General features: G+C 59.8%; 17 protein-coding genes. 6 read left to right on the forward strand and 11 right to left on the reverse strand.

From position 1 onward, the window contains the following. Positions 1-40: 40 nt before the first annotated feature. Entirely contained in the window at positions 41-1,582 is a 1,542-nt protein-coding gene (locus PMI11_RS10910; RefSeq protein WP_007816640.1) for a carboxylesterase/lipase family protein, read from the forward strand. 65 nt (positions 1,583-1,647) lie between these two features. After that, on the forward strand, positions 1,648-3,231 hold the full coding sequence (locus PMI11_RS10915; RefSeq protein ID WP_007816642.1) for a carboxylesterase/lipase family protein: 1,584 nt from the start codon (positions 1,648-1,650) through the stop codon (positions 3,229-3,231). Between the two features lie 5 nt (positions 3,232-3,236). On the opposite strand, the gene PMI11_RS10920 is transcribed toward PMI11_RS10915, so the two are convergent. The 6 genes from PMI11_RS10920 to PMI11_RS10945 all read right to left on the reverse strand — a co-directional run bounded on the left by PMI11_RS10920 (position 3,237) and on the right by PMI11_RS10945 (position 9,372). Further along, positions 3,237-4,367: a zinc-binding dehydrogenase gene (locus tag PMI11_RS10920; protein ID WP_007816644.1), complete on the reverse strand. Its 1,131-nt coding sequence runs from the start codon at positions 4,365-4,367 to the stop codon at positions 3,237-3,239. A gap of 81 nt (positions 4,368-4,448) precedes the next feature. Beyond that, positions 4,449-4,868, reverse strand: a complete 420-nt coding sequence (locus PMI11_RS10925) for a PaaI family thioesterase (RefSeq protein ID WP_007816646.1) — start codon at positions 4,866-4,868, stop codon at positions 4,449-4,451. A gap of 62 nt (positions 4,869-4,930) precedes the next feature. Continuing rightward, positions 4,931-5,734: an enoyl-CoA hydratase-related protein gene (locus PMI11_RS10930; RefSeq protein WP_007816647.1), complete on the reverse strand. Its 804-nt coding sequence runs from the start codon at positions 5,732-5,734 to the stop codon at positions 4,931-4,933. Positions 5,735-5,853: 119 nt separating this feature from the next. Beyond that, the gene (locus PMI11_RS10935; protein ID WP_007816649.1) at positions 5,854-7,197 is read right to left on the reverse strand and encodes an MmgE/PrpD family protein; all 1,344 of its coding nucleotides are present in this window, start codon (positions 7,195-7,197) and stop codon (positions 5,854-5,856) included. 118 nt (positions 7,198-7,315) lie between these two features. Further along, a complete protein-coding gene (locus PMI11_RS10940) occupies positions 7,316-8,548 on the reverse strand; it encodes a CaiB/BaiF CoA transferase family protein (protein ID WP_007816650.1) in 1,233 nt (410 codons plus the stop codon). Between the two features lie 257 nt (positions 8,549-8,805). Next, positions 8,806-9,372: an SRPBCC domain-containing protein gene (locus PMI11_RS10945; protein ID WP_007816652.1), complete on the reverse strand. Its 567-nt coding sequence runs from the start codon at positions 9,370-9,372 to the stop codon at positions 8,806-8,808. 194 nt (positions 9,373-9,566) lie between these two features. Between PMI11_RS10945 and PMI11_RS10950 the strand changes: the two genes are divergently transcribed. Further along, a complete protein-coding gene (locus PMI11_RS10950) occupies positions 9,567-10,715 on the forward strand; it encodes an FAS1-like dehydratase domain-containing protein (protein ID WP_007816654.1) in 1,149 nt (382 codons plus the stop codon). 103 nt (positions 10,716-10,818) lie between these two features. Here the strand turns inward: PMI11_RS10950 and PMI11_RS10955 are convergent, their stop codons facing one another. Genes PMI11_RS10955 through PMI11_RS10975 form a run of 5 tightly spaced genes read right to left on the reverse strand, consistent with a single transcriptional unit; the run spans position 10,819 to position 15,032 of the window. Continuing rightward, positions 10,819-11,604, reverse strand: a complete 786-nt coding sequence (locus PMI11_RS10955) for an SDR family oxidoreductase (protein ID WP_007816656.1) — start codon at positions 11,602-11,604, stop codon at positions 10,819-10,821. After that, on the reverse strand, positions 11,604-12,686 hold the full coding sequence (locus PMI11_RS10960; RefSeq protein WP_244430554.1) for an alpha/beta hydrolase: 1,083 nt from the start codon (positions 12,684-12,686) through the stop codon (positions 11,604-11,606). The genes PMI11_RS10955 and PMI11_RS10960 overlap by 1 nt, the downstream gene beginning before the upstream one ends. A gap of 9 nt (positions 12,687-12,695) precedes the next feature. Further along, positions 12,696-13,082, reverse strand: a complete 387-nt coding sequence (locus PMI11_RS10965; protein ID WP_007816660.1) for a hypothetical protein — start codon at positions 13,080-13,082, stop codon at positions 12,696-12,698. A gap of 8 nt (positions 13,083-13,090) precedes the next feature. Beyond that, a complete protein-coding gene (locus PMI11_RS10970; RefSeq protein ID WP_007816661.1) occupies positions 13,091-13,987 on the reverse strand; it encodes an FAD:protein FMN transferase in 897 nt (298 codons plus the stop codon). A gap of 49 nt (positions 13,988-14,036) precedes the next feature. Continuing rightward, positions 14,037-15,032, reverse strand: coding sequence for an aldo/keto reductase (locus PMI11_RS10975; RefSeq protein WP_007816663.1), 996 nt, complete (start codon positions 15,030-15,032; stop codon positions 14,037-14,039). 764 nt (positions 15,033-15,796) lie between these two features. On the opposite strand from PMI11_RS10975, the gene PMI11_RS10980 reads away from it, so the two are divergent. The 3 genes from PMI11_RS10980 (at position 15,797) to PMI11_RS10990 (ending at position 19,039) form a co-directional block, all read left to right on the forward strand. After that, complete coding sequence (locus tag PMI11_RS10980) at positions 15,797-16,816, forward strand: ABC transporter substrate-binding protein (RefSeq protein ID WP_007816666.1); 1,020 nt, start codon at positions 15,797-15,799, stop codon at positions 16,814-16,816. A 49-nt stretch (positions 16,817-16,865) separates the two neighbouring features. Further along, entirely contained in the window at positions 16,866-17,762 is an 897-nt protein-coding gene (locus PMI11_RS10985) for an N-acyl homoserine lactonase family protein (RefSeq protein ID WP_007816668.1), read from the forward strand. A 179-nt stretch (positions 17,763-17,941) separates the two neighbouring features. Further along, a complete protein-coding gene (locus PMI11_RS10990) occupies positions 17,942-19,039 on the forward strand; it encodes a YncE family protein (protein WP_007816669.1) in 1,098 nt (365 codons plus the stop codon). Positions 19,040-19,118: the final 79 nt, after the last annotated feature.

Consider the following 19,118-nt stretch of genomic DNA (forward strand, 5'->3'; position numbering starts at 1 on the left):
CGGTAAACACGACTAAATGGGCGGTACGGAGCAAGCGGCGATGGGTACGATAGCCAAAACTACCAATGGCGACGTCAGGGGAGCCGCCAAAGACGAGGGGCTTGTGTTTCTAGGAATGCGCTACGGCGCGCCGACGGGCGGCACAAACCGGTTCCTGCCACCGCAACCCGTTGCGAAATGGGCAGGCGTTGTCGACGCGTTCTTGCCCGGCCCGTCGGCGCCGCAGCTGTCCAAGCCTGACAATACCGACGCATTCTATTCGTGGTATTCATCAATTCAGCCGATCAGTGAGGACTGCCTCGCGCTTAACGTCTTCACACCGTCATGTCACGGCAAACGGCCGGTGATGGTCTGGTTGCATGGCGGCGGCTGGAGGGATGGCTCGGGCACGGCACCGGGCTTTGATGGATCTCGCCTGTCGTCACGCGAAGACGTCGTCGTCGTCACTGTCAATCATCGGCTCAATCTCTTCGGTTTTCTGGCGCTGGACGGAGGCGGCGAGCGCTTCGCCGATTCCGGAAATGCCGGCGTCCTCGACATCATCGCAGCGCTGCAATGGGTGCGCGACAATGCCGAAGCCTTCGGAGGCGATCCCGCAAACGTCACGATTTTCGGCGAATCCGGGGGCGCGTCAAAGGTTGCAGCACTGATGGCAAGCCCGCGGGCCAAAGGCTTGTTCGATAAGGCAATCGTTCAAAGCAGTGCCGGCGCCCGGCTTGCGCATGGAGAGGAGGCCATTGCCGCCTCTCAATCCTTGGCCCAGGCAATCGGACAGCCCCGTCTTGATCCCGTCGAGCTGCAAACGCTGCCGATGGAACGCCTGCTCGACGCGTCAAGAAAGGCCGCGGGCGTTCATCGCGGCATCATTGACGGGCGCACATTCTTCGACGATCCGTTCGCCGACGCAGCGCCCGCGTCCTCTGTCGACATTCCGCTTCTGATCGGCTGCACGACAACCGAATTTACCTATTACATGCGCAACGATGCGCGCAACTTTCAATTGGAGTTCTCCGATCTGCGCCGCCGCCTGGCACGTTTCTTCAACATTCCCGCAGAGGAGACAGCTCGCATCATCGACACATACCGGTCGAGCGAACCGGAGGCCGACGCCAGCGCGCTTCTCATTGCCATAGCAACCGACCAGATATTCAAACGCAGCACCTATGGTATTGCCAACCGGCAAGCGGACGTATCGCGCGCACCCGTCTACGCCTATCTGTTCGAGTGGGAAACGCCGATCGAAAATGGTCGCATGCGCTCGCCGCATACGTGCGAAGTTCCGTTCATCTTCGGCACGACGGACATTGCAGCCGCCTGCATCGGTAGGGGCACGGAGCTTTTGCAACTGAGCGAGACGATGATGTCGGTCTGGGCAGGATTTGCGCGCACCGGCAATCCGCGAACCCAAGCATTGCCGCCGTGGAAGCCCTATGGCGCGGATACTCAGCACATGATGGTCCTCAACCTGGAACCCAGGCTGGAAACGGACCCGAGCCTTCCTCGTCGCACCGTGCTGACAGAATTGCCGGCCTTCAGCAACCACAATCCGATACCTGCCCTGACGAGCGAGCCTTCGCATTAGGGTCGGTCAGGCAGGGTGGCGCGTCGACCTCGGGGCGTTGCCTTTTACCAATCAGGACAGCCAAGATGCCATCGTCGCTTCGAATGGGTGGAACAGACCCGACCGTTGTCGAAACCACCAAGGGACGCCTCAGAGGGTCGGATGCGGCCGGGATCTTGTCTTTCAGGGGCATTCGGTATGGTCAGACGACTGCGGGTGCCCATCGCTTTCGTGCGCCCTTGCCTGCGCCGCGATGGGCCGGCATCCGTGACGCCATCTCGTGGGGGCCGTCGGCACCGCAATCGGTTCCTGCCGCCTATACTGAGCCATTTTACGCCTGGTATTCGACAATTCAGCCGATCAGCGAGGATTGCCTTTTTCTCAATGTCGTGACGCCCGCTGCCGACCGTCAAAGTCGTCCCGTGATGGTTTGGCTTCACGGCGGCGGATGGCGCAACTTTTCGGCAAGCGCACCGGGGACGGACGGAACTCTGCTTGCGATGCAGGAAGATGTCGTCGTCGTCAGTCTGAACCACCGGCTCGGCGCGCTCGGATATCTCGCCCTCGGCCAGGATGACGAGCGATTTGCAGACGCTGGCAACGCAGGCCTGCTCGATATTATGCTGGCCCTCCAATGGGTCCGCGACAATATAGCAGCTTTTGGCGGCGATCCGGAAAACGTGACAATCTTTGGCCAATCCGGCGGCGGTGCGAAAGTTGCGGCACTCATGGCCGTCCCGGCCGCCGCCGGTCTCTTTCACAGGGCTATCATACAGAGCTCGTCCGGCGGGCTGCGGGTGGCCTCCTATCAGGAAGCCAAAGGCTTGTCACAGGCCCTAGCTGACACTCTCGGCCTTGCGCGCGCCGATGCATCGATCCTGCAGGCCGTCCCGCTCGACACGCTCCTTTCGGCGATCGAAAGGACGCCCGGATATTTCCGCCCGAGCATTGACGGTCGCACCTTCCGGACCGACCCGTTCTTTCCGGCTGCGCCAAAAATATCAAACCACGTTCCGCTGCTGGCAGGCTGCACGAATACGGAAACGACCTATTACATGCGCCGCAATCCCGGCAGCTTCCATCTCGACCTACCTGACGTGGAAGCCAGGCTTGCCGGTTTTCTCCGGCTGGATGCGGCAGCAACTGGCCGCCTAATCGAAGCCTATCGTGATCTTGATTCCTCGGCGCAGCCGAGCGACATCCTGATCGCCGTGACGACGGATTATCTCTTCAAACGGAATACCTACCGGATGGCGTCGCTGCGCGAGGGCGCCGGAGCGCCGAGCTTTGCCTATGTGTTCTCCTTCGAGACCGCGGTGGAAAATGGCCTGTTGCGATCGCCCCACACCTGTGAACTGCCATTCATCTTCGCTTCGGCCGGCGTCGCGCGCGCACTTGTCGGGCATTCCTGCGATATCGAGCCCATGACAAAAACGATGATGGCGACCTGGGCGCAGTTTGCCCGATCTGGAAATCCGGACAATCCGACACTGCCAAAATGGCGTCCCTTTGGCGAGCCGGATCGACCCGTTATGGTTCTGGCGCCGGAAAGCCAGCTCGTTGCCGATCCAGGTGGCGATGCGCGCGCCATGCTCGATGGGCTTGCCTTTTACGAATACAATCGGTCGCGCGACGATTTCTGGTCGGTCAACGCACCGCGAGCAACCTGAACCGCCTAGCCGTTCGGCAGGAGAATCTGTCGCAAGACGGCCCCCTTATCGAGCGCATCGAGATTGGCGTTGAGATCGGCAAAGGCCATCGTCCCGCTCATCAGGCGGTCGACCGGCAACCGTCCCTCGAGAAAATAGCGCAGATAGCGCGGAATATCTCGCTCGGCGATGCCCGAACCCATGACAGAGCCTCGGATCACCTTCTCGTGGGCTACAAGGAGCGAATGCGGATATTGATGCATGTCTTCATAGGAGCCCAGACCGATGCCGATCACCTCGCCCCCCTTGCGGGTGACGTCGAACGCCGTCTTGAACGCGCTCTTGGCAGCGGTCACCTCGAACGCGAAATCGACCCCGCCTCCGGTGAGGTCCTTGATGGTTTGGACGAGGGTCGGATCGTTGGCCTGCAGAGTGTGGGTGCAGCCAAGCTCGCTTGCCAGCGGAAACTTCGCGTCGATGAGATCGATGCCGATGATTGGCCATGCACCGGAGAGTTTTGCGGCCATGACGGAATTGAGGCCGACCCCGCCAAGCCCGATAATGGCGACGCTGTCGCCGGGTCGAACTTTGGCGCCGTTGAAAACAGCGCCGGCGCCGGTCACCACGGCGCATCCGAACATGGCTGCGATGTTCAGCGGAACCCGGGGGTCGGCCTTGACTAGCGCTTCGGTGGAGACGACAGCGTACTGGGCGAAGGACGATATGCCGCTATAGTGGTAGAGCGGCTTGCCGTTCAGGGACAGCCGTCGCGTACCGCTTGGAAGAACGCCGGCGACCCGCGAGGTCCCGACACTGTCGCACAGCGTCGGGCGTTGACGCACGCATTGACCGCAATGGCCGCAGCCCGCGCCTGACGTCATCACCACGTGGTCGCCGATTTCCAGATGAGACACGCCAGCGCCGAGCTCCACAATCACGCCTGCGCCTTCGTGACCCCCAACGACAGGAAGCGTGCGTTTGCGCAGCCCCGCGACCTGGCTCAGATCGGAATGGCAAAGGCCCGCGGCGGCGACCTGAACCAGGACCTCGCCCTCGCCGGGTCCTTCCAGATCGACCAGCTCGATTTCAAATGGTCTGCTTTCGACATAGGGGGCGGGCAGCCCTTGTTCGTACATTACCGCGGCTGTCATTCGCATCGGTTTGCTTTCCTATCTGATTCCCATGCGATTGCCGTCAATGTCGGCTTCGCGTACACAAAAATCTCGAACGGCCTTGCGTCAGTCCGTTTTTGATGTTTCCGACCAGACGCGCCACATGCCTCGCGCGGTCAACACAGTGACCGAACCGACAGACATGATTCCATCGACGAAGGCGAGCGTGCGTGTCTCGTTGATGATCCGGCCCTCAAAATCGACGATATCCCCGACGTGGACGGACTTGATGAAATGGACATCGAGCTGAACGGTCGCTTGTCTACGCTTGAGGTCGCCGCGGCGCGCGGTAAAACCGAGCGCTCGATCGGCGAAGGTCATCAGCATTCCGCCGTGAACCACATCCATCCTGTTGCGATGCCTGGCTTCAGGAAAAAAACGAAATCTCGACACCGCCCTTCCATCGAACGGCCAATGATAAATCGGGCCGACGAGCCCGATAAACCCGTCATCGTCCATCGCGATCCATCCGTCACGATCGTCCATTTGTCCTCCTCGCACCACCGCGCGCAAAGGGCGCAGCGAAGCCACGTCATTGGTCAATACATTCATGCCCCAACGAAGTTTGCCGGACGCTTTTCGAGAAGGGCGTTTACGGCTTCCTTCTGATCCTTCGTGTTCTGCACGATAGCCTGGAAAGCCGCCGACAGCTCCAGTGAACCGTCCAAGGTCATGTCCTGTGATCTGACGATCAGCCGCTTGTTGAGACGGATGCTGCGTGCGGGAAAGGCTGCAACGGAACGTGCCATGTCCATTGCCCGCTCGATAAGTTGGTCCTCGGGGACAATATGGGTCACAAGCCCCCAGGAAAGTGCTTCCTCAGGGCCGATCACGCGGCATGTCAGCGCCATTTCGAGCGCTCTTGGCAGGCCGACAACCCGTGGGAGCAGCCAGGCGCCACCATCTCCGGAAACGATCCCGACCCGCATGAAACTTTCAGCGAACTTGGTGCTGGGCGAACCGATGCGGATATCGCACATACAGGCGAGATCGCACCCAGCACCGATGGCATGGCCGTTGACCGCGGCGATGACTGGAACGTCAAGTTGGTGAAAGAGCCTTGGGATCATCTGGACCCCGTTGCGATAGCCTTCCTGCATGTCGTTCGGGCTGCCGGCAAACATCGGATCGGTGCCGTCGCGCATGTCCTTTATGTTTCCGCCCGAGCAAAAACTTGGTCCCGCTCCGGTCAGGACGATGCAACTGAGGCTCACGTCCCTGTTGGCCGAAGCGAAAAAGTCGCAAATCTCACGCACCATCGATGGCGTTAGGGGGTTGCGCGCATCGGGATCATTGAGTGTCACCTGAGCGACTGCACCCTGCCGGTCGATCAGAAGTTTGCCTGCGGCCATTGTCTCGCTCCCTTGTTCATGTGCATCGATGTGATCCTTAGGACCTTTTTCAGTCATCGCGGCATCAAGCAGCCGCGCATTTTCCTCATCATTGTTCGCCGATCAGGACGGTTGCCCGGTCAGGCAAGAATTGCCGAAATGGCAGTTCCTGCATCAGGCTCCGTCTCAAGGCACCGAAGGCAATCGAGCAGCCTTCGCGACGAGCCCGGATCGAAGACCATTCCGGATTGGGTCATGAATTTCTCATCCAATTCTTCTTCGGATAGAGGTTGGAACTGGCTGCCACGCGCGTGCTCGACGAAGGCAGATAGGCTGCGGCCGCTCGAAAGCCTGACCTCTGCACGCGCCTGATCCCGGCCAATTGCTGCGTCGGCTGTTGCCGAGACACGGTTGCGAAGGTCAACCATTGCAGGATCGTCGATTTCCGTCTGGCGCAATGAGCAGATGCCGGCCGTTCCACGCGTAAAAACGGCAGCCGCCCAATGGTGGAGGCTGATCATAGCCTCAAGACCGTCCTTGGGATGCCTGCGGTCGGCCAGGGCAATTGCGGTCGGTGACACAGTCAACTCAATCTGCTTGACTGGATCGTCGCTGTCACCGATTTCGGCCAACGTTGTGCGGCATGCATCCACGATCGGATGGACCACGATCCCGCAGGGATAAGGCTTGTAGGCGACCGCCGAAAGTTCGAATCTTTCGCCCAGCCCATCGACCGCAAGGTCGATATTGGCACCCGCCGAGTGGACCTCGACATAGCCCCTTGGCGCTTCAAGCGCGTCCGTGACGCATTCGACACCGGCCGCGGCGAGGTTTGCGGCGAAAAGACCGGCACGCGCCGCAAAAGCGGGAACGACCAGGCCGCTCATGGCGCCGTGGGTGGCCCGAAAGCCGGCGGCTTGCGTCGCCGCATGGCCGATCGCCCAGCACATGCGCTGTTCGTCGAGCCCCAGTATTCGTCCGACGGCTGCAGCGACGCCGATCGGTCCGGTGAGGCCGGTGCTGTAAAGAGACAGATTTTCCTTCGCCGGCGGCAGGAGAAGCACGTTGCTCATGCGGCATTGAAGCTCAATGCCGACGACCAGCGCATGCAGGAGTTGCGCACCGCTCACGGGCATTGTCTGCGCTAAGGCAAACAATGCTGCAGCAACCGGTCCTGTCGGATGGGTGACGGTAGCGAGATGCGTGTCGTCATAGGCCAGTGCGCTGGAACTCAAGCAATTCAGGAAGGTGGCGCTCGCGACGTCCACGCGAACGCGCCTGCCGATGATGGAGGCCTGCTCATGTCCCGCCGTCAGGGCGACGGCATTGAACGCCCTTTCGACAAGATCCTCGCCGCTTCCACCGAGAGAGCACCCAAACCAGTTCAAAAACGCCCGGTGCGCCTCACGACGGATTGCGTCGGGAAGTGTCTGCCAACTCGAATTAACGGCATAAGTGGCTAGTTCCCGTGTGATTGGACGCATGCCACCTGCCTCGCTTGCGTGTCGCATGTAGCCTCATCGAACCCTGGCGGTCGGTGCAACTGCGCCCAACCGAGCCCGGACCGCGATAATGGAACGGGAAGCGTCTTGCTCATCCTGGCTAGATCACGCCGTCTCGACTCATCGACTCGATCTCTTCTCTGGAGTGACCGAGCCATTTTCCGTAGATCTCTTCGTTCATCGACCCGAGGCCCTTGCTTGGCTCGAGCGGCATTCTTGGCAGGCCGACCATGTTCAACGGCGTGTGGGGAACATGAACCCGTCCGAGATCGGGGTGGTCCATGACCTGCAGACTTCCCCGCGCCAGCATGTTCGCGTCATTCATGACCTCCTTCAGCGGGCGGACCGGCGCACAAGGAATTGCCTTGGCGAGCATGGCGTCGGCAACCTCATTCCTGGTCTTGTCGGCAGTCCAGCTCTCGATGAGTTCATCGACAAGCTGGAAATGCACCACGCGCGCGGTGCGGGTCTTCAGGCGTTCGTCGTCCTTGAGGTCCGACCGGCCGATGACCTCCAGGATGGATTGCCAGTGGTGATCGCCCGGAGCATTGACGACGACATAGCCGTCGATTGTCTTGTAGGAGTTATAGGGGGCGACGCCTAGCCCGCCGTGACGGTTGCCCGTGCGCTCCGGAGCCGCGTCGCCGCGGGCGTGCAACATGCCGTAGTTTGAACCGAGCGAGAAGAATGTCGCGTCCTGCATCGAAACTTCGACCTGCCGGCCGCGCCCGGTTCGTTCCCGATCGTAAAGGGCCATCATGACGGCAGAAAAGAGATGAATACCGGCAAAGAAGTCGCATAGGGCAGCGCCTGACTTAACCGGGGGCTGATCGGGAAAGCCGGTCGAGTTGATAATCCCGCACATGGCCTGCATGACGAGATCCATGGCCGGATAATTTCTGTAGGGTCCGTCGCTGCCGTAACCGGAACTGGAGGCATAGATCAACCTCGGATTGATTTTTTGCAATTCGTCTGCGCCGACACCCAGTCGGTCCATAACGCCAGGCGCAAAATTCTCGATGACGATGTCCGCCTTTTTGACCATTTCCCTGAGCAGTTCCTTGCCCTTGTCGGTCTTCAGGTTCAGCGTGATCGGCTTCTTGTTGGCGTTCAACATCGAGAATGGGTAGGCAACGCCACCGAGGTCCCCGCGGCTTCGCAAGTTCTCACCGGTCTTCGGCTCAACCTTGATGACATTGGCGCCTGCAAGCGCCATGAGAAAGGTCGCATAGGGCCCGTTGTAGATCTGCGTCAGGTCGATGACCGTGATGTCTCCCAGCGGATAGGCATCATATGTCTTTGCCTGAGACTTTGCAGCATTTGCCCCATCCATCGTCCATTATCCCTTCCAATATGCGCGCCCTATTCAAGATCGGGCACCTCAGATACCATAAATCATTTAGATGATTTTAAACATCTGCGCAAGCGTATTGGCGATCAAAGTACATGCCGGGACGCCCGCGTCTTGCTCGATGTTCTCGACGGCCGGCGGGCGGCCCGAGCGAGGCCGAGATGGCCGGTTTGGTGCGGGCGTGCAAAAAAGATGCCGGGCAAACGCTTCGCACCTTGCTGCTTCGGCGAATCTCGGCCTTATCCAATCGCCTCGGCGTCTTCGGCGCGCATCTTCTCGGCAAGGGCCGTAAGACGGTGGAGGAAAACCTCGACCGTCCTTTTCATGGCGTCGGCAACGAGCAGGTGGGTTGCGCTATCGGCGTCACCATCCACGTGCAGGCTCGCGCCGTAGTGCAGGAGCGTCGCCCCTTCGCTCTCCAGGAGTTCGACAAGCACTTGCCCCTTCGCCAGCACCGCGTCGATGCCATCTTCCTTGCGGCCAACACGGAAGGATCCGCTCGCGCCGAAACGGCGGGCTTGAAAATTTATCGTGATGTCGGCGCTGTCTTCCCCGAACCAGGATGAAACGGAGATCGCCGAGGGGCTGTCTGGGACGGTCTGCAACCCGCTGCATCCTGGGATGCAGGCCTCGAGGACATCCGCTTCCTTCAGCAGAATCCACATGAGTGGACGGGGCGCCGCAATCCTGACAGTGTCTTCTAAGACGATCCCCATGCTCGAACCCGCAATGATCGCGCCATGCGCATAACGATCTAACTGATTTTCGTGTTTGTAAGTGAAATTGACGCGGCGGGTGGCGCTCACCCCTGCTCTTGCGCATCCGCAATACGCTCTAAATCACATAATCGATGCGGCGATCAAGATCCTATCGGCATCGCCGCTCATAAATTCATCTAAATGATTGACATTTGTGGCCGCGCTCATATCGTAAAGGAAGCAGCATCGAAGAAGCGCTGGGTTCGCAGCAGTCGAAACCCAATTGATGGCGAATGAGGATCATGAACAAGGAAATTACAAGCGAGCTTGCCCAGGGCAAATTCACCGACGACATGCTGGCCCACATGCGCTCCATGATCGGCACGGAGCTGAGGACAGACGGTTGCGTAAACAACGAGTTTGCTACAAGAATCGCGATTATGCGGTTTTGCGAGGGAATTGGCGACGATAATCCGCTTTGGACCGATCCGTCCTATGCGTCTCAGACCCAATGGGGTGGACTTCTTGCGCCACCAAGCTTCATCTTCGCGTGTCTCGCGTCCATCCAATTCGGCTGGGCCGGTCTTGGCGGTTTTCATGCCGAGACGCTGCTCGACTTCTACAAGCCGATCCGTATGGACGACCGGATCAACTGCCGGATCTGGTTCGACGGTTTTGATGGTCCGGACGAAAGCAATTTCGGCGGACGTCGTATCAAGGACTACATACGCCAGGAATATCGCAACCAAAACGACGAGCTGGTGGCAAAATTCATCTGCTCGCGCATGCGTTTCGAGCGCGGGGAAATGCAGAAGCGACGCGAAACACGCAAGATCGAACTTCCCCACCCCTGGAACGCCGAGGAGCTTGCCCAGATCGATCAGGATATCCTCTCCGAGGTCCCGCGCGGCGCAACCCCGCGCTACTGGGAGGACGTATCGGTCGGCGACGAGCTGGACGTGCTGACGAAAGGCCCGATCGGCCTGACCGATGAAATCGCATTCGTCGCTGCGGGGGCTGCCCCCATCCCGCGCATTGCAGCGCACAGGGTTTCGCTGAAGCGATATCAGAAACATCCGAAATGGGCGTTCCGCGATCCGAACACCCATGCTTACGAGCCTGTTTATTCCGTCCACTACAATGACTACGCAGCGCGCCTGCAAGGCGCTCAGGCCGCCTACGACGTCGGCGTTCAGCGGACCTGCTGGCAAATCCACGGCTTGACGCACTGGATGGGCGACGACGCCAGTTTGAAATCGGCCAACTCGCAATATCGAAGCCACGTCTATCTGTCCGACGTGGTTCGTCTAGGCGGCCGCATCGAAGCGAAGGAAATCGACGCAGACGGTGATCATGTTGTACGCATCGAGACCTGGGCGAACAATCAACGCGGCCAGAACGTTATGCCGGGCAAAGCCGTGGTCAAACTTCCCACGAAGGCGCAAGCCTGACGTTTCGTTTGTCTCAGCCGACCGGCTCGCCTTGAGCAACGACAGGGCGAGCCAAAGCCTCATAGAGCAAGGCGGGGCGCAGCCCCCGCCGAGCGTAGAGCCGTCAAACGGCGGAAGCAGCAAACGCGCGATACGCAATCTGTAGTTCTCGAAGATCTTGAACGACGGTCGCCGGCTCCTCGTCGAGCGGCATATTCGTCGTATCGTACACGCCATCGAGCATGTCGGTGAGATCGGCGTCCACTTTTGCGAACAAAGTTTGGAAATTCTGGGGCTCCTTGCCCTTTTCGGCGACTAGCTCGAAGGTCTTCTTGTCGGCTGCAGGGCATGCGAAGCTTTTTACGAGGATCCTTGCAATCTGGCGTCTTGCGATGACGCCGTCGCGCGGCGTTCCGGATTGGCGCCGATCTCCCTGCAAGAGCACAGGCAGGAGTTGGTCGGCATCGTTGTAGTCAAACCATCCCGGGCGCACGATCGTATAAGACAGTCCGCTGGCGCGCAGGAGCCGTTCACCACGCCGCTTCCAGTCATGCGCGCCCTTTCTATCCGTGACTGCAATCGCCGTCATCAGGGCGAGACGGGCATGCCTGTTTCCCAGCGCCATGAGGACATTGCGCACGCCGCCATAGTCAACGCGTTCCGCCTCTGCGACACTTCCGTAGGTTCCATGGGCAAACAAAACCGCGTTGACCCCGTCGACAGCGGCCAAAAGCGTGTCGGGACGGGTCAGATCGCCCAAGACGATCTCGACGCCGTCCGGGAACGCTGCTTTTGTTGGCTTGCGCGTGAGCACGCGCACGCGATACCCTTCGCCGACGGCCTCCTCGACCGCCAGCCTTCCGATGCTGCCGGTTGCACCGGTTATCAACATCAAATGGATCGGCTTCATTATTTCGTCTCCTCGTTCCTACCGCCGAGCGCGGCAGCCTTCTCCCAAAAGCGGCATGCTTGCCCGATCCAGCCGGCGGCGCTGGTCCCAGCGCCCGTCCCGAATCCGTGACCAAGATCGGCAAATATTTGGAATTCCACGTCCGTCCCCTGCCGCCGCAATGCATTTACACGGCGCTGCATGGTGGCGGGCGGAGAAATCGCGTCCCGCTCACCGACCACGGCATAGGTCGGCGGTTCGTTGCTGACATAGTCGGCATGTGCGGTATAGGCCATCACCACGGCTGCGGGCTTTGCGATGTCGTCACCCCCAAATGCTGATGCTCCCCGTGATGCAATGGATGCGGCCATCCGTGCTCCGGCCGAACTGCCCCAGAGCGAATAGTCGTGGCCTGCCACATCAAGTTCAGCGGCATGCCGGATGATATAGGACAGGGCGGCGGCCATGTCCTCGGTTGCGGCCCGCGCGCCATACCCGGCCCTGTATCGCAGGACGAAGGCATTGTAGCCGCATCCATTGATCTCCTGCGCATAGGGAAATCCCTCGTGCACCGCGCCCACATAGGCAAATCCGCCGCCGGGAGCAATCAGCGCGAAGGGACGCCCAGGCTTTCCGCGCAAGAAGAACAGTCCGGTATTGACCTTGTCAGGAGATCTGCGCTTCTCGACGTCCGAATAGATGTCGAAGAAGATCCTTCGGCCCATGCTGGCATCGTCGATCATCCGGTTCAGCGCCGATACGATGACGGCAGGTTGGACCTCTGAATGATATGGAAGGAGTGTGCCTATCTGCTCAATGCGAAGTCTTTCATCGTAGGGCCTCCCGTCGTAGGGCAAAAGAAGTCGGCCGAATCCGGCAAAGGCGGGATGCGAGACCAGGGCTGCAATCGAGTCGCTCGGTGCCAGGTGCAGATCGGCCATGCCCGGCACAGTGGGCATCTGCGTGCCATCTCCCATATCTGTCTCCTGCGCTGAGACGACACCACTGACGGTCGTTGCCCAAAAGGTGGCGACGGCGACCAACAGGAATCGCCTTCTTCCAGTTTGAATCATTTCCGCGCGACGACGACGTTCTGGCTTCATCAGCAAACCTCAACGGGCCGCTTGGCGCTTTATCTGGTCGATGGCGTCGTTGAAGCCCTGCGGGGTGCCGCTCGAACCGGCAAGCTTGCCCACACGGACCTCATCTAGGCGTTTGCCCACAACGACTTTCGGCACTGCCGCGGCAAAGGCTTTCTGCAGTTCGAGCGATCTCGCCACATAGGCGTGCGGCTCGACCACGACGCCTGAGACGATGCCGTCTTTGACGGTTACGGTCACCCCAATCGATGATGGTTGCCCACCATAGCGGCCCGTTGCCGTGTAGACGCCGTCGGCGTAGCGGTCGGTCTGGGACTGCCGGGGTCGCTCTGCCGAAGCAGACATTGCCGTCGTGTGGATCAAGACAGTCATCAGGACCGCGAGAACCGCAGCTCTCATCGTCACTCTCAAGTCGCTTCTCCCGTCTCTGAAAGAAATATCTCGCCATCGAAGTCGGGTGAGATCTCCACATGCCCATCCGCAAACATGCGGACCGAGGTAAACTCGAAATGCGCCCGCAGGGTAGGCTCGCAGGCAAAGAACAAGGCGGTTGCGAGCCCGTCGGCCGCCGCAGCATTGTCGGCCACGGCAAAGGTCGCAACGACATTCGAGGTAGGCTGGCCCGTTCTTGCGTCGAGGACGTGGTGATAGTTTCCCCACGCGCGCCTGTTGATCGCAGATGCGCACAGCGCCCTGTTGCGCAGATTGGCGATGCCGATCACACGTTGAGCGTCGCCTGGATGCTCCAGGCCTACCGTCAGCACCTGTTTGCCGGCATGGACCATATCACCACTGCCATCGACAACGAATTCTTCAAATCCGTGCTCGCGCAATATTCCTGCAAGCAGGTCGACCAAATGGCCCTTTCCTGCGGCGCCGACATCGACAACGACGCTTCGCCGGGTGATGAGGTCGCTACCCTGACGGCAGACGTCTCGGTCCCATGCGCGCCGTTCCCGGGCATATTGGGCGATAGCCGGCAAATCGGGCCGCAGGGAATAGGCGCCGTCGTAGCCGAGAAGTTCAAGGTCACGTCCGACGAGCGGATCGACTGCGCCGGATGTCGCGGCAAAGAGGCGATCGTAAAGTTCAAAGAGGCCTAGATCCTGCTCGGGAAAAGAAAACCGTCCGCCGCAGGTGGCCGCCGCCATGTCGGCGACCAGGGAATCGGTGCGAAACCTTGAATAGAGGCGGTCGAACCGCGACGCTTCCTCGAGTAGCCGCCGCCTAACGGTCTCGCCAAAGGGCAAAGCCGCTTCGATATGCCAGTGACTGCCAATGGTCTCGAATTCGAACCCGAACATGACCTGTCCGGCCCGCCTCACCCGGTCGCGAAGCGGGCCTGCTCCCGCCTTAGTGCCCGGTCATTTTGAGGACCGCCTCAGGCAGCCGCTCACCCTGTACCTCTATCTTTGCGGCTTCGCGATCGATTTCGGACAGGTCCTGCTTTGAGAGTGAAAGTTCGGCGCCGCCGATATTTTCTTCGAGACGGTGTAGCTTGGTCGTGCCCGGTATGGGTACGATCCACGGCTTCTGCGCCAGGAGCCATGCAAGTGCGACCTGCGCGGGCGTCGCCTGTTTGCGATCTGCAACGCTTTTGATGACCGAAACGAGCTGCATATTCGCCTTGCGGGCAGCGGGCGAGAAGCGCGGCACCATATTGCGAAAATCGCCTTCGTCGAACTTGGTGTTCTCGTCGATCTTGCCCGTCAGGAAGCCGGCACCGAGGGGACTGAAGGGCACGAAGCCAATTTCCAGTTCCTCAAGCGCGGGGAGGAGTTCCTTCTCCGGGCCACGCCAGAACAAGGAATATTCGCTTTGAACGGCCGCGACCGCTTGGACGGCATGTGCACGACGGATTGTGTTGACGCCTGCTTCCGACATGCCGAAATGTTTGACTTTGCCTGCAGCAATGAGCTCCTGGACGGCGCCCGCGACATCCTCGATCGGAACGTTCAGGTCGACGCGATGCTGATAGAAGAGATCGATGTGATCCGTCCGCAGCCGCTTCAAGGAAGCCTCGGCAACCGCCTTGATATGTTCAGGCCGGCTGTTGGTGCCACCGCGGCGCTGACCCGTTTGCGGGTCGATGTCGAAGCCGAACTTCGTGGCGATGGTGATCTTGTCGCGAATGGGTTGCAGGGCCTTGCCAAGCAGGGCTTCGTTTGCGAAAGGGCCGTATGCTTCGGCAGTATCGAAGTGAGTAATGCCGCGCTCGAAGGCGTCGCGCAGCAGCTTGATCATCTCACCTTCCTCGCCACCTTGGCCGTAGACGCCCGTCATGCCCATGCAGCCGAGGCCGAGCGCCGAAACTTCGAGGCCACCCTTTCCAAGTTTACGTGTTTTCATTGCTGTTTCCTCTCCTTGTCCAAATTTGCGTCGATGTCATCCATCGTCCCCGGCACGGCCGGGCAAGTCTCCCGGTGCCTTCAAAAACCAAGCCAGCATGTGCAACGGTCGGCGCATCTGCTCGTTGCGCCAATGCGACCGCCCGCGAGCTGCCGGAGCGGCGCTCAGGTCTCGTCGTCAGCGGACAAGCCTTTGCATCCAACACCACCTGTGGGCGGCCTCGTTCGAAGACAGCCGGTTGCGGCATGCGAGACTGACTATAGCGGGTGGATCTTCGCTCGATTAGCTGCGGCAAGGCGCATGATCCTATTAGGCAAGCTTATTAATCCACCCGGAGATCGCAATAAAAACTGCCTTTGTTGGCGTGTGGACGCGATCACCTCCCACCTCGACGGCCCGGCCTGGCCTGTCGTTCTGCGCCCCTTGGGCGATCGGTTCGGCATGAATACGTGACCTCGTATTGCCAGGGTCCATGAATGAACCGGCAAGAGCAGATTTGCCGACTAGATTCTCCGGCCATCGCTTTCCGCGCCTTATAAAACTAAATCATATAATTCATTTGACATGTGCGCTAAGGCGAGCCATGTTTCCGCTCTAGGAGGACGATAGTCGCCGCGGCGCTGGAGGGCGCTCGGGACATACTGCCCAAGAGCGATTTGGGGAACCAATCCTAAACATCTAGATTGTTTCTCTTCCAGGCGGAAGAGCGCGGAGAGAGAGCGCTCGCGGTGTCGCCGGCGCAAAGGTCACGGCAAGGGGGGAACATGCCGCATCTTTTCAACGTTGTTACAGCCTTTCTGGCAGTCAGTCTCCTGTCGGCGGGACGCGTCGATGCACAAACACCAGAGGCTCAAAAGCAGATCAAGGTCATGACGGCCGCGCCGTCCCTGACCACGGCCGTACCGCTGACGGCTATCGCGCGCCAATACGACAAGGCGCACGGCCTGACGATCGAAAACCCTCAGGCAGGCACCAACAGTTCGCTGATTATCGATGCGGTCTTGTCGGGTAATGCCGATTTCGCCGTTGCGGGAACGCTGACGGTCCTTCAGGCCATTCGTGCCGGCGGCAATCTGACGATTATCGGTGGTGTCGCCAACAATCAGCTGGTTACGGTTCTGGGAACCGGCGCATCGCAAAAAATCAGCGTTTCGAACGATGCTCCCATCGGTGAGCGCATCAAGGCGCTGAAAGGCCTTACGATCGGGACCAATCCGGCCGGAGCGACCTATACGCAGATGCTGCGGGCCTACCTTCGGGAATACGGCCTCGATCCGGACAATGACGTGAAGCTGGTCGGTATCGCCGATGCCAGTGCGCTGATCACCGGGCTTGAACAGGGCCGCTTCGATGCAATTGCGACAGCGAGCGGCGTCGCCGAGCAGGCGCTCGCCCTCAAAGCAGGGACCGTCTGGTTCTCAGGCGCCCGAGGCGACATACCGGGCGCGGAAAAATCGATCGTGGCGCTAGCCGTGACGCGGCCCGACGTGATCGAAAAAGATGCCGCCACCGTCGACGCCTTCCGAGCCTCCCTGTCGGATGCGCTGAAGGCGATCAACGATGATCACGAAGCGACGGGCCGTATCTTGAAGGATCAATATTTTCAGAAGTTTGATCCCGCCTTGTGGAAGATCGTGTGGGACGGAGCAACGGCCGCCTTTCCAACGTCTTTAACCTTCTCGCAGGACGCTTTCAGGTTCTGGATCAGCAACGATCCGAAAGGCCCCGAAAGCTTCCAGGGCATCGACTATAAGAAGATCACCTACGGGCCTTCGCAAGGTTGATCGGCGGCAAGGGCCGCATACCCTTTCCCATCATCACCGGAAGACGAGCATGCAGCGATTGCAGGGATTGCCCGATACGGCGGCTCTCGCCGATGACCAGTACCACGTCTACGCTTTATGTTATGCCCATAACGGCAACCGGCGGGTCCATGACGCTTTCTTGATGCCCCAGGACCTTCATGACGGTCCGATGCCCATCGATTACAGCATCTGGATCGTCGAGAACCGGCATCGGCGCTTCATTGTAGACCTCGGTTTCGACCCCGCGTCAGCACAACGACGAAACCGTAAGCTTGCGCATCATCCGGTCGAGGCCCTGGAGCGCATCGGCGTGCAATGTGACGAGGTCAGCGACATCGTCATCACGCACCTGCATTGCGATCATGCCGGCAATATGGAGCGATTTTCCAACGCCACCATTCACGTCCAGGATGCGGAAGTCGCTTTCGTCGCCAGCCGATGCATGTGCGAGGACCATCTGCGCTTTCCCTATGAGCTGGATCACGTCCTCAACGTGATGCGCAAGAATTTCGCCAAACAACTTGCCTTTCACGATGGCGACGGCCCTTTGTTTCCTGGAGTGACACTTCACAAGCTGGCGGGCCATACCGCCGGACTCCAGGGCGTAAGGGTCAACACGCCTCGCGGGCCTGTGCTCCTGGCATCGGATGCCACACACTATTTCCCAAATGCCTTCAACTTGAAGCCGCACCCGATCACCCTCGACGTCGCTTCGATGATCGCTTCCTATCGGACGATCATGTCGCTGGTTCCAGGCCCCGAGTTTGTCATACCCGGGCACGACCCGAAGGTTCGCGATATTTATCCCAAACTCGTCGTGAGCGGCATTGTCCTGCATGCACTGCACGAAGCGCCTCGCGTGACGGAAGCAGGCTATTTCAAGAGCGTTGCGAATTACCTGCCGGAGTATCCGCTCGATACGTGAATATTCTGCATGCGCCATGACCGGCGTCCGGCAGCCGACGGCTCGATCTGAACCGATAGCGGCAGATCGGTCCCTGGCACCTTTTGCGGTTGCCGTCGAAAGCAGGCAGGGCAGAGCCCGGCGTGTCGGCGCCGCTTAAGCCTTGCACCGTCGTCCGATTTTGCAATGGGAGGAAAAAGATGAAACCGTTCGGGATTACCAAATGGCTGGTCCAGGCTCTGGTCCCACTCGTTTTGGCAATGCTGGCCGCATTGTCGGGAACAGGCCGTGCAAATGATGCCGGCGATTGCGCACCGGCGGGCGAGGTCGAGTTTTTATGCGGCGTGGTCAACGTCGAACAGATGATAAGCATTGACGGCACGCGTTGGGCGGTCGCCGGATCGGCGGTCGGCGGGGTGGCCAAACAGGCACCCCTTTACTTCGTCAATCTCGATTCCAGGCAGGCCACGCCGCTCGACCCCTCTGCGGTCAAAGTGGCAGAAGATAAGCGCGCCTATCCGGGTTGCCCCGGTCCGGCCGATTTTGCCAACCTGCAGCCGCTCGGTATCGATTTCGAACGCGTACACGGACGCGACACGCTGATCGTCATCGCCCATGGCGGTGGGCTGACCATCCAGATGTTCGAATTGAGCGTCGAGGGCCAATTGCCGGCGCTGACCTGGATCGGTTGTGTGCTGCCGCCGGATAAGCATTTCTGGCCGGACGCAGTCGCCGCTCTGCCTGACGGAGGTCTTTTGGTCACCAGCCTTTTCGACCCTTCCGACCCAAATTTCGTCGACGCCCTGCTGTCAGGCAAGCCATATGGAACACTCGGTGAATGGCATGCGCAAAGCGGATGGAAAGAGGCCTTCCCCGGAACCTTCGCCGGACCGAATGGCGTCATCCTGTCGAAGGATTACAATACTGCATTTGTCGCAAACTGGTCCGGCCGGCGCGTTACGCGCATCAACCGCGCGACCGGAGAGACATCGAGCGTGGACCTTCCAATGCTCGTTGACAATCTCGCATGGAGCCCGGATCACAGCAAAATCTTTGTCGGCGGACAGACGGCCAGCATCGAAAAAGGGTTCGAATGCACGAATTCCCAGGCGATCAACTGCAACGTCGAATTTGCCATCTACGAATTGGATCCCGCAACGCTTGTGAAAAAACTTATCGCCGGTCCAGGGGTTATGGGCGTCATGGGCGCTGGAACCGGAGCCTTTCAGGATGGGGACAGGCTTTGGATCACGTCATATCGTTCCGATCGCATCGCCCGGATCCCCTACCGGAACTGAGGCATCCCTCAGCAATCGACACAGCAGCCCATACAGGGCAGGCCCATCTCCGGGCGGCCACCGGCCGTCCGACCCGCGA

It is taken from the genome of Rhizobium sp. CF142, assembly GCF_000281145.1.
Classification (GTDB): Bacteria; Pseudomonadota; Alphaproteobacteria; order Rhizobiales; family Rhizobiaceae; genus Rhizobium.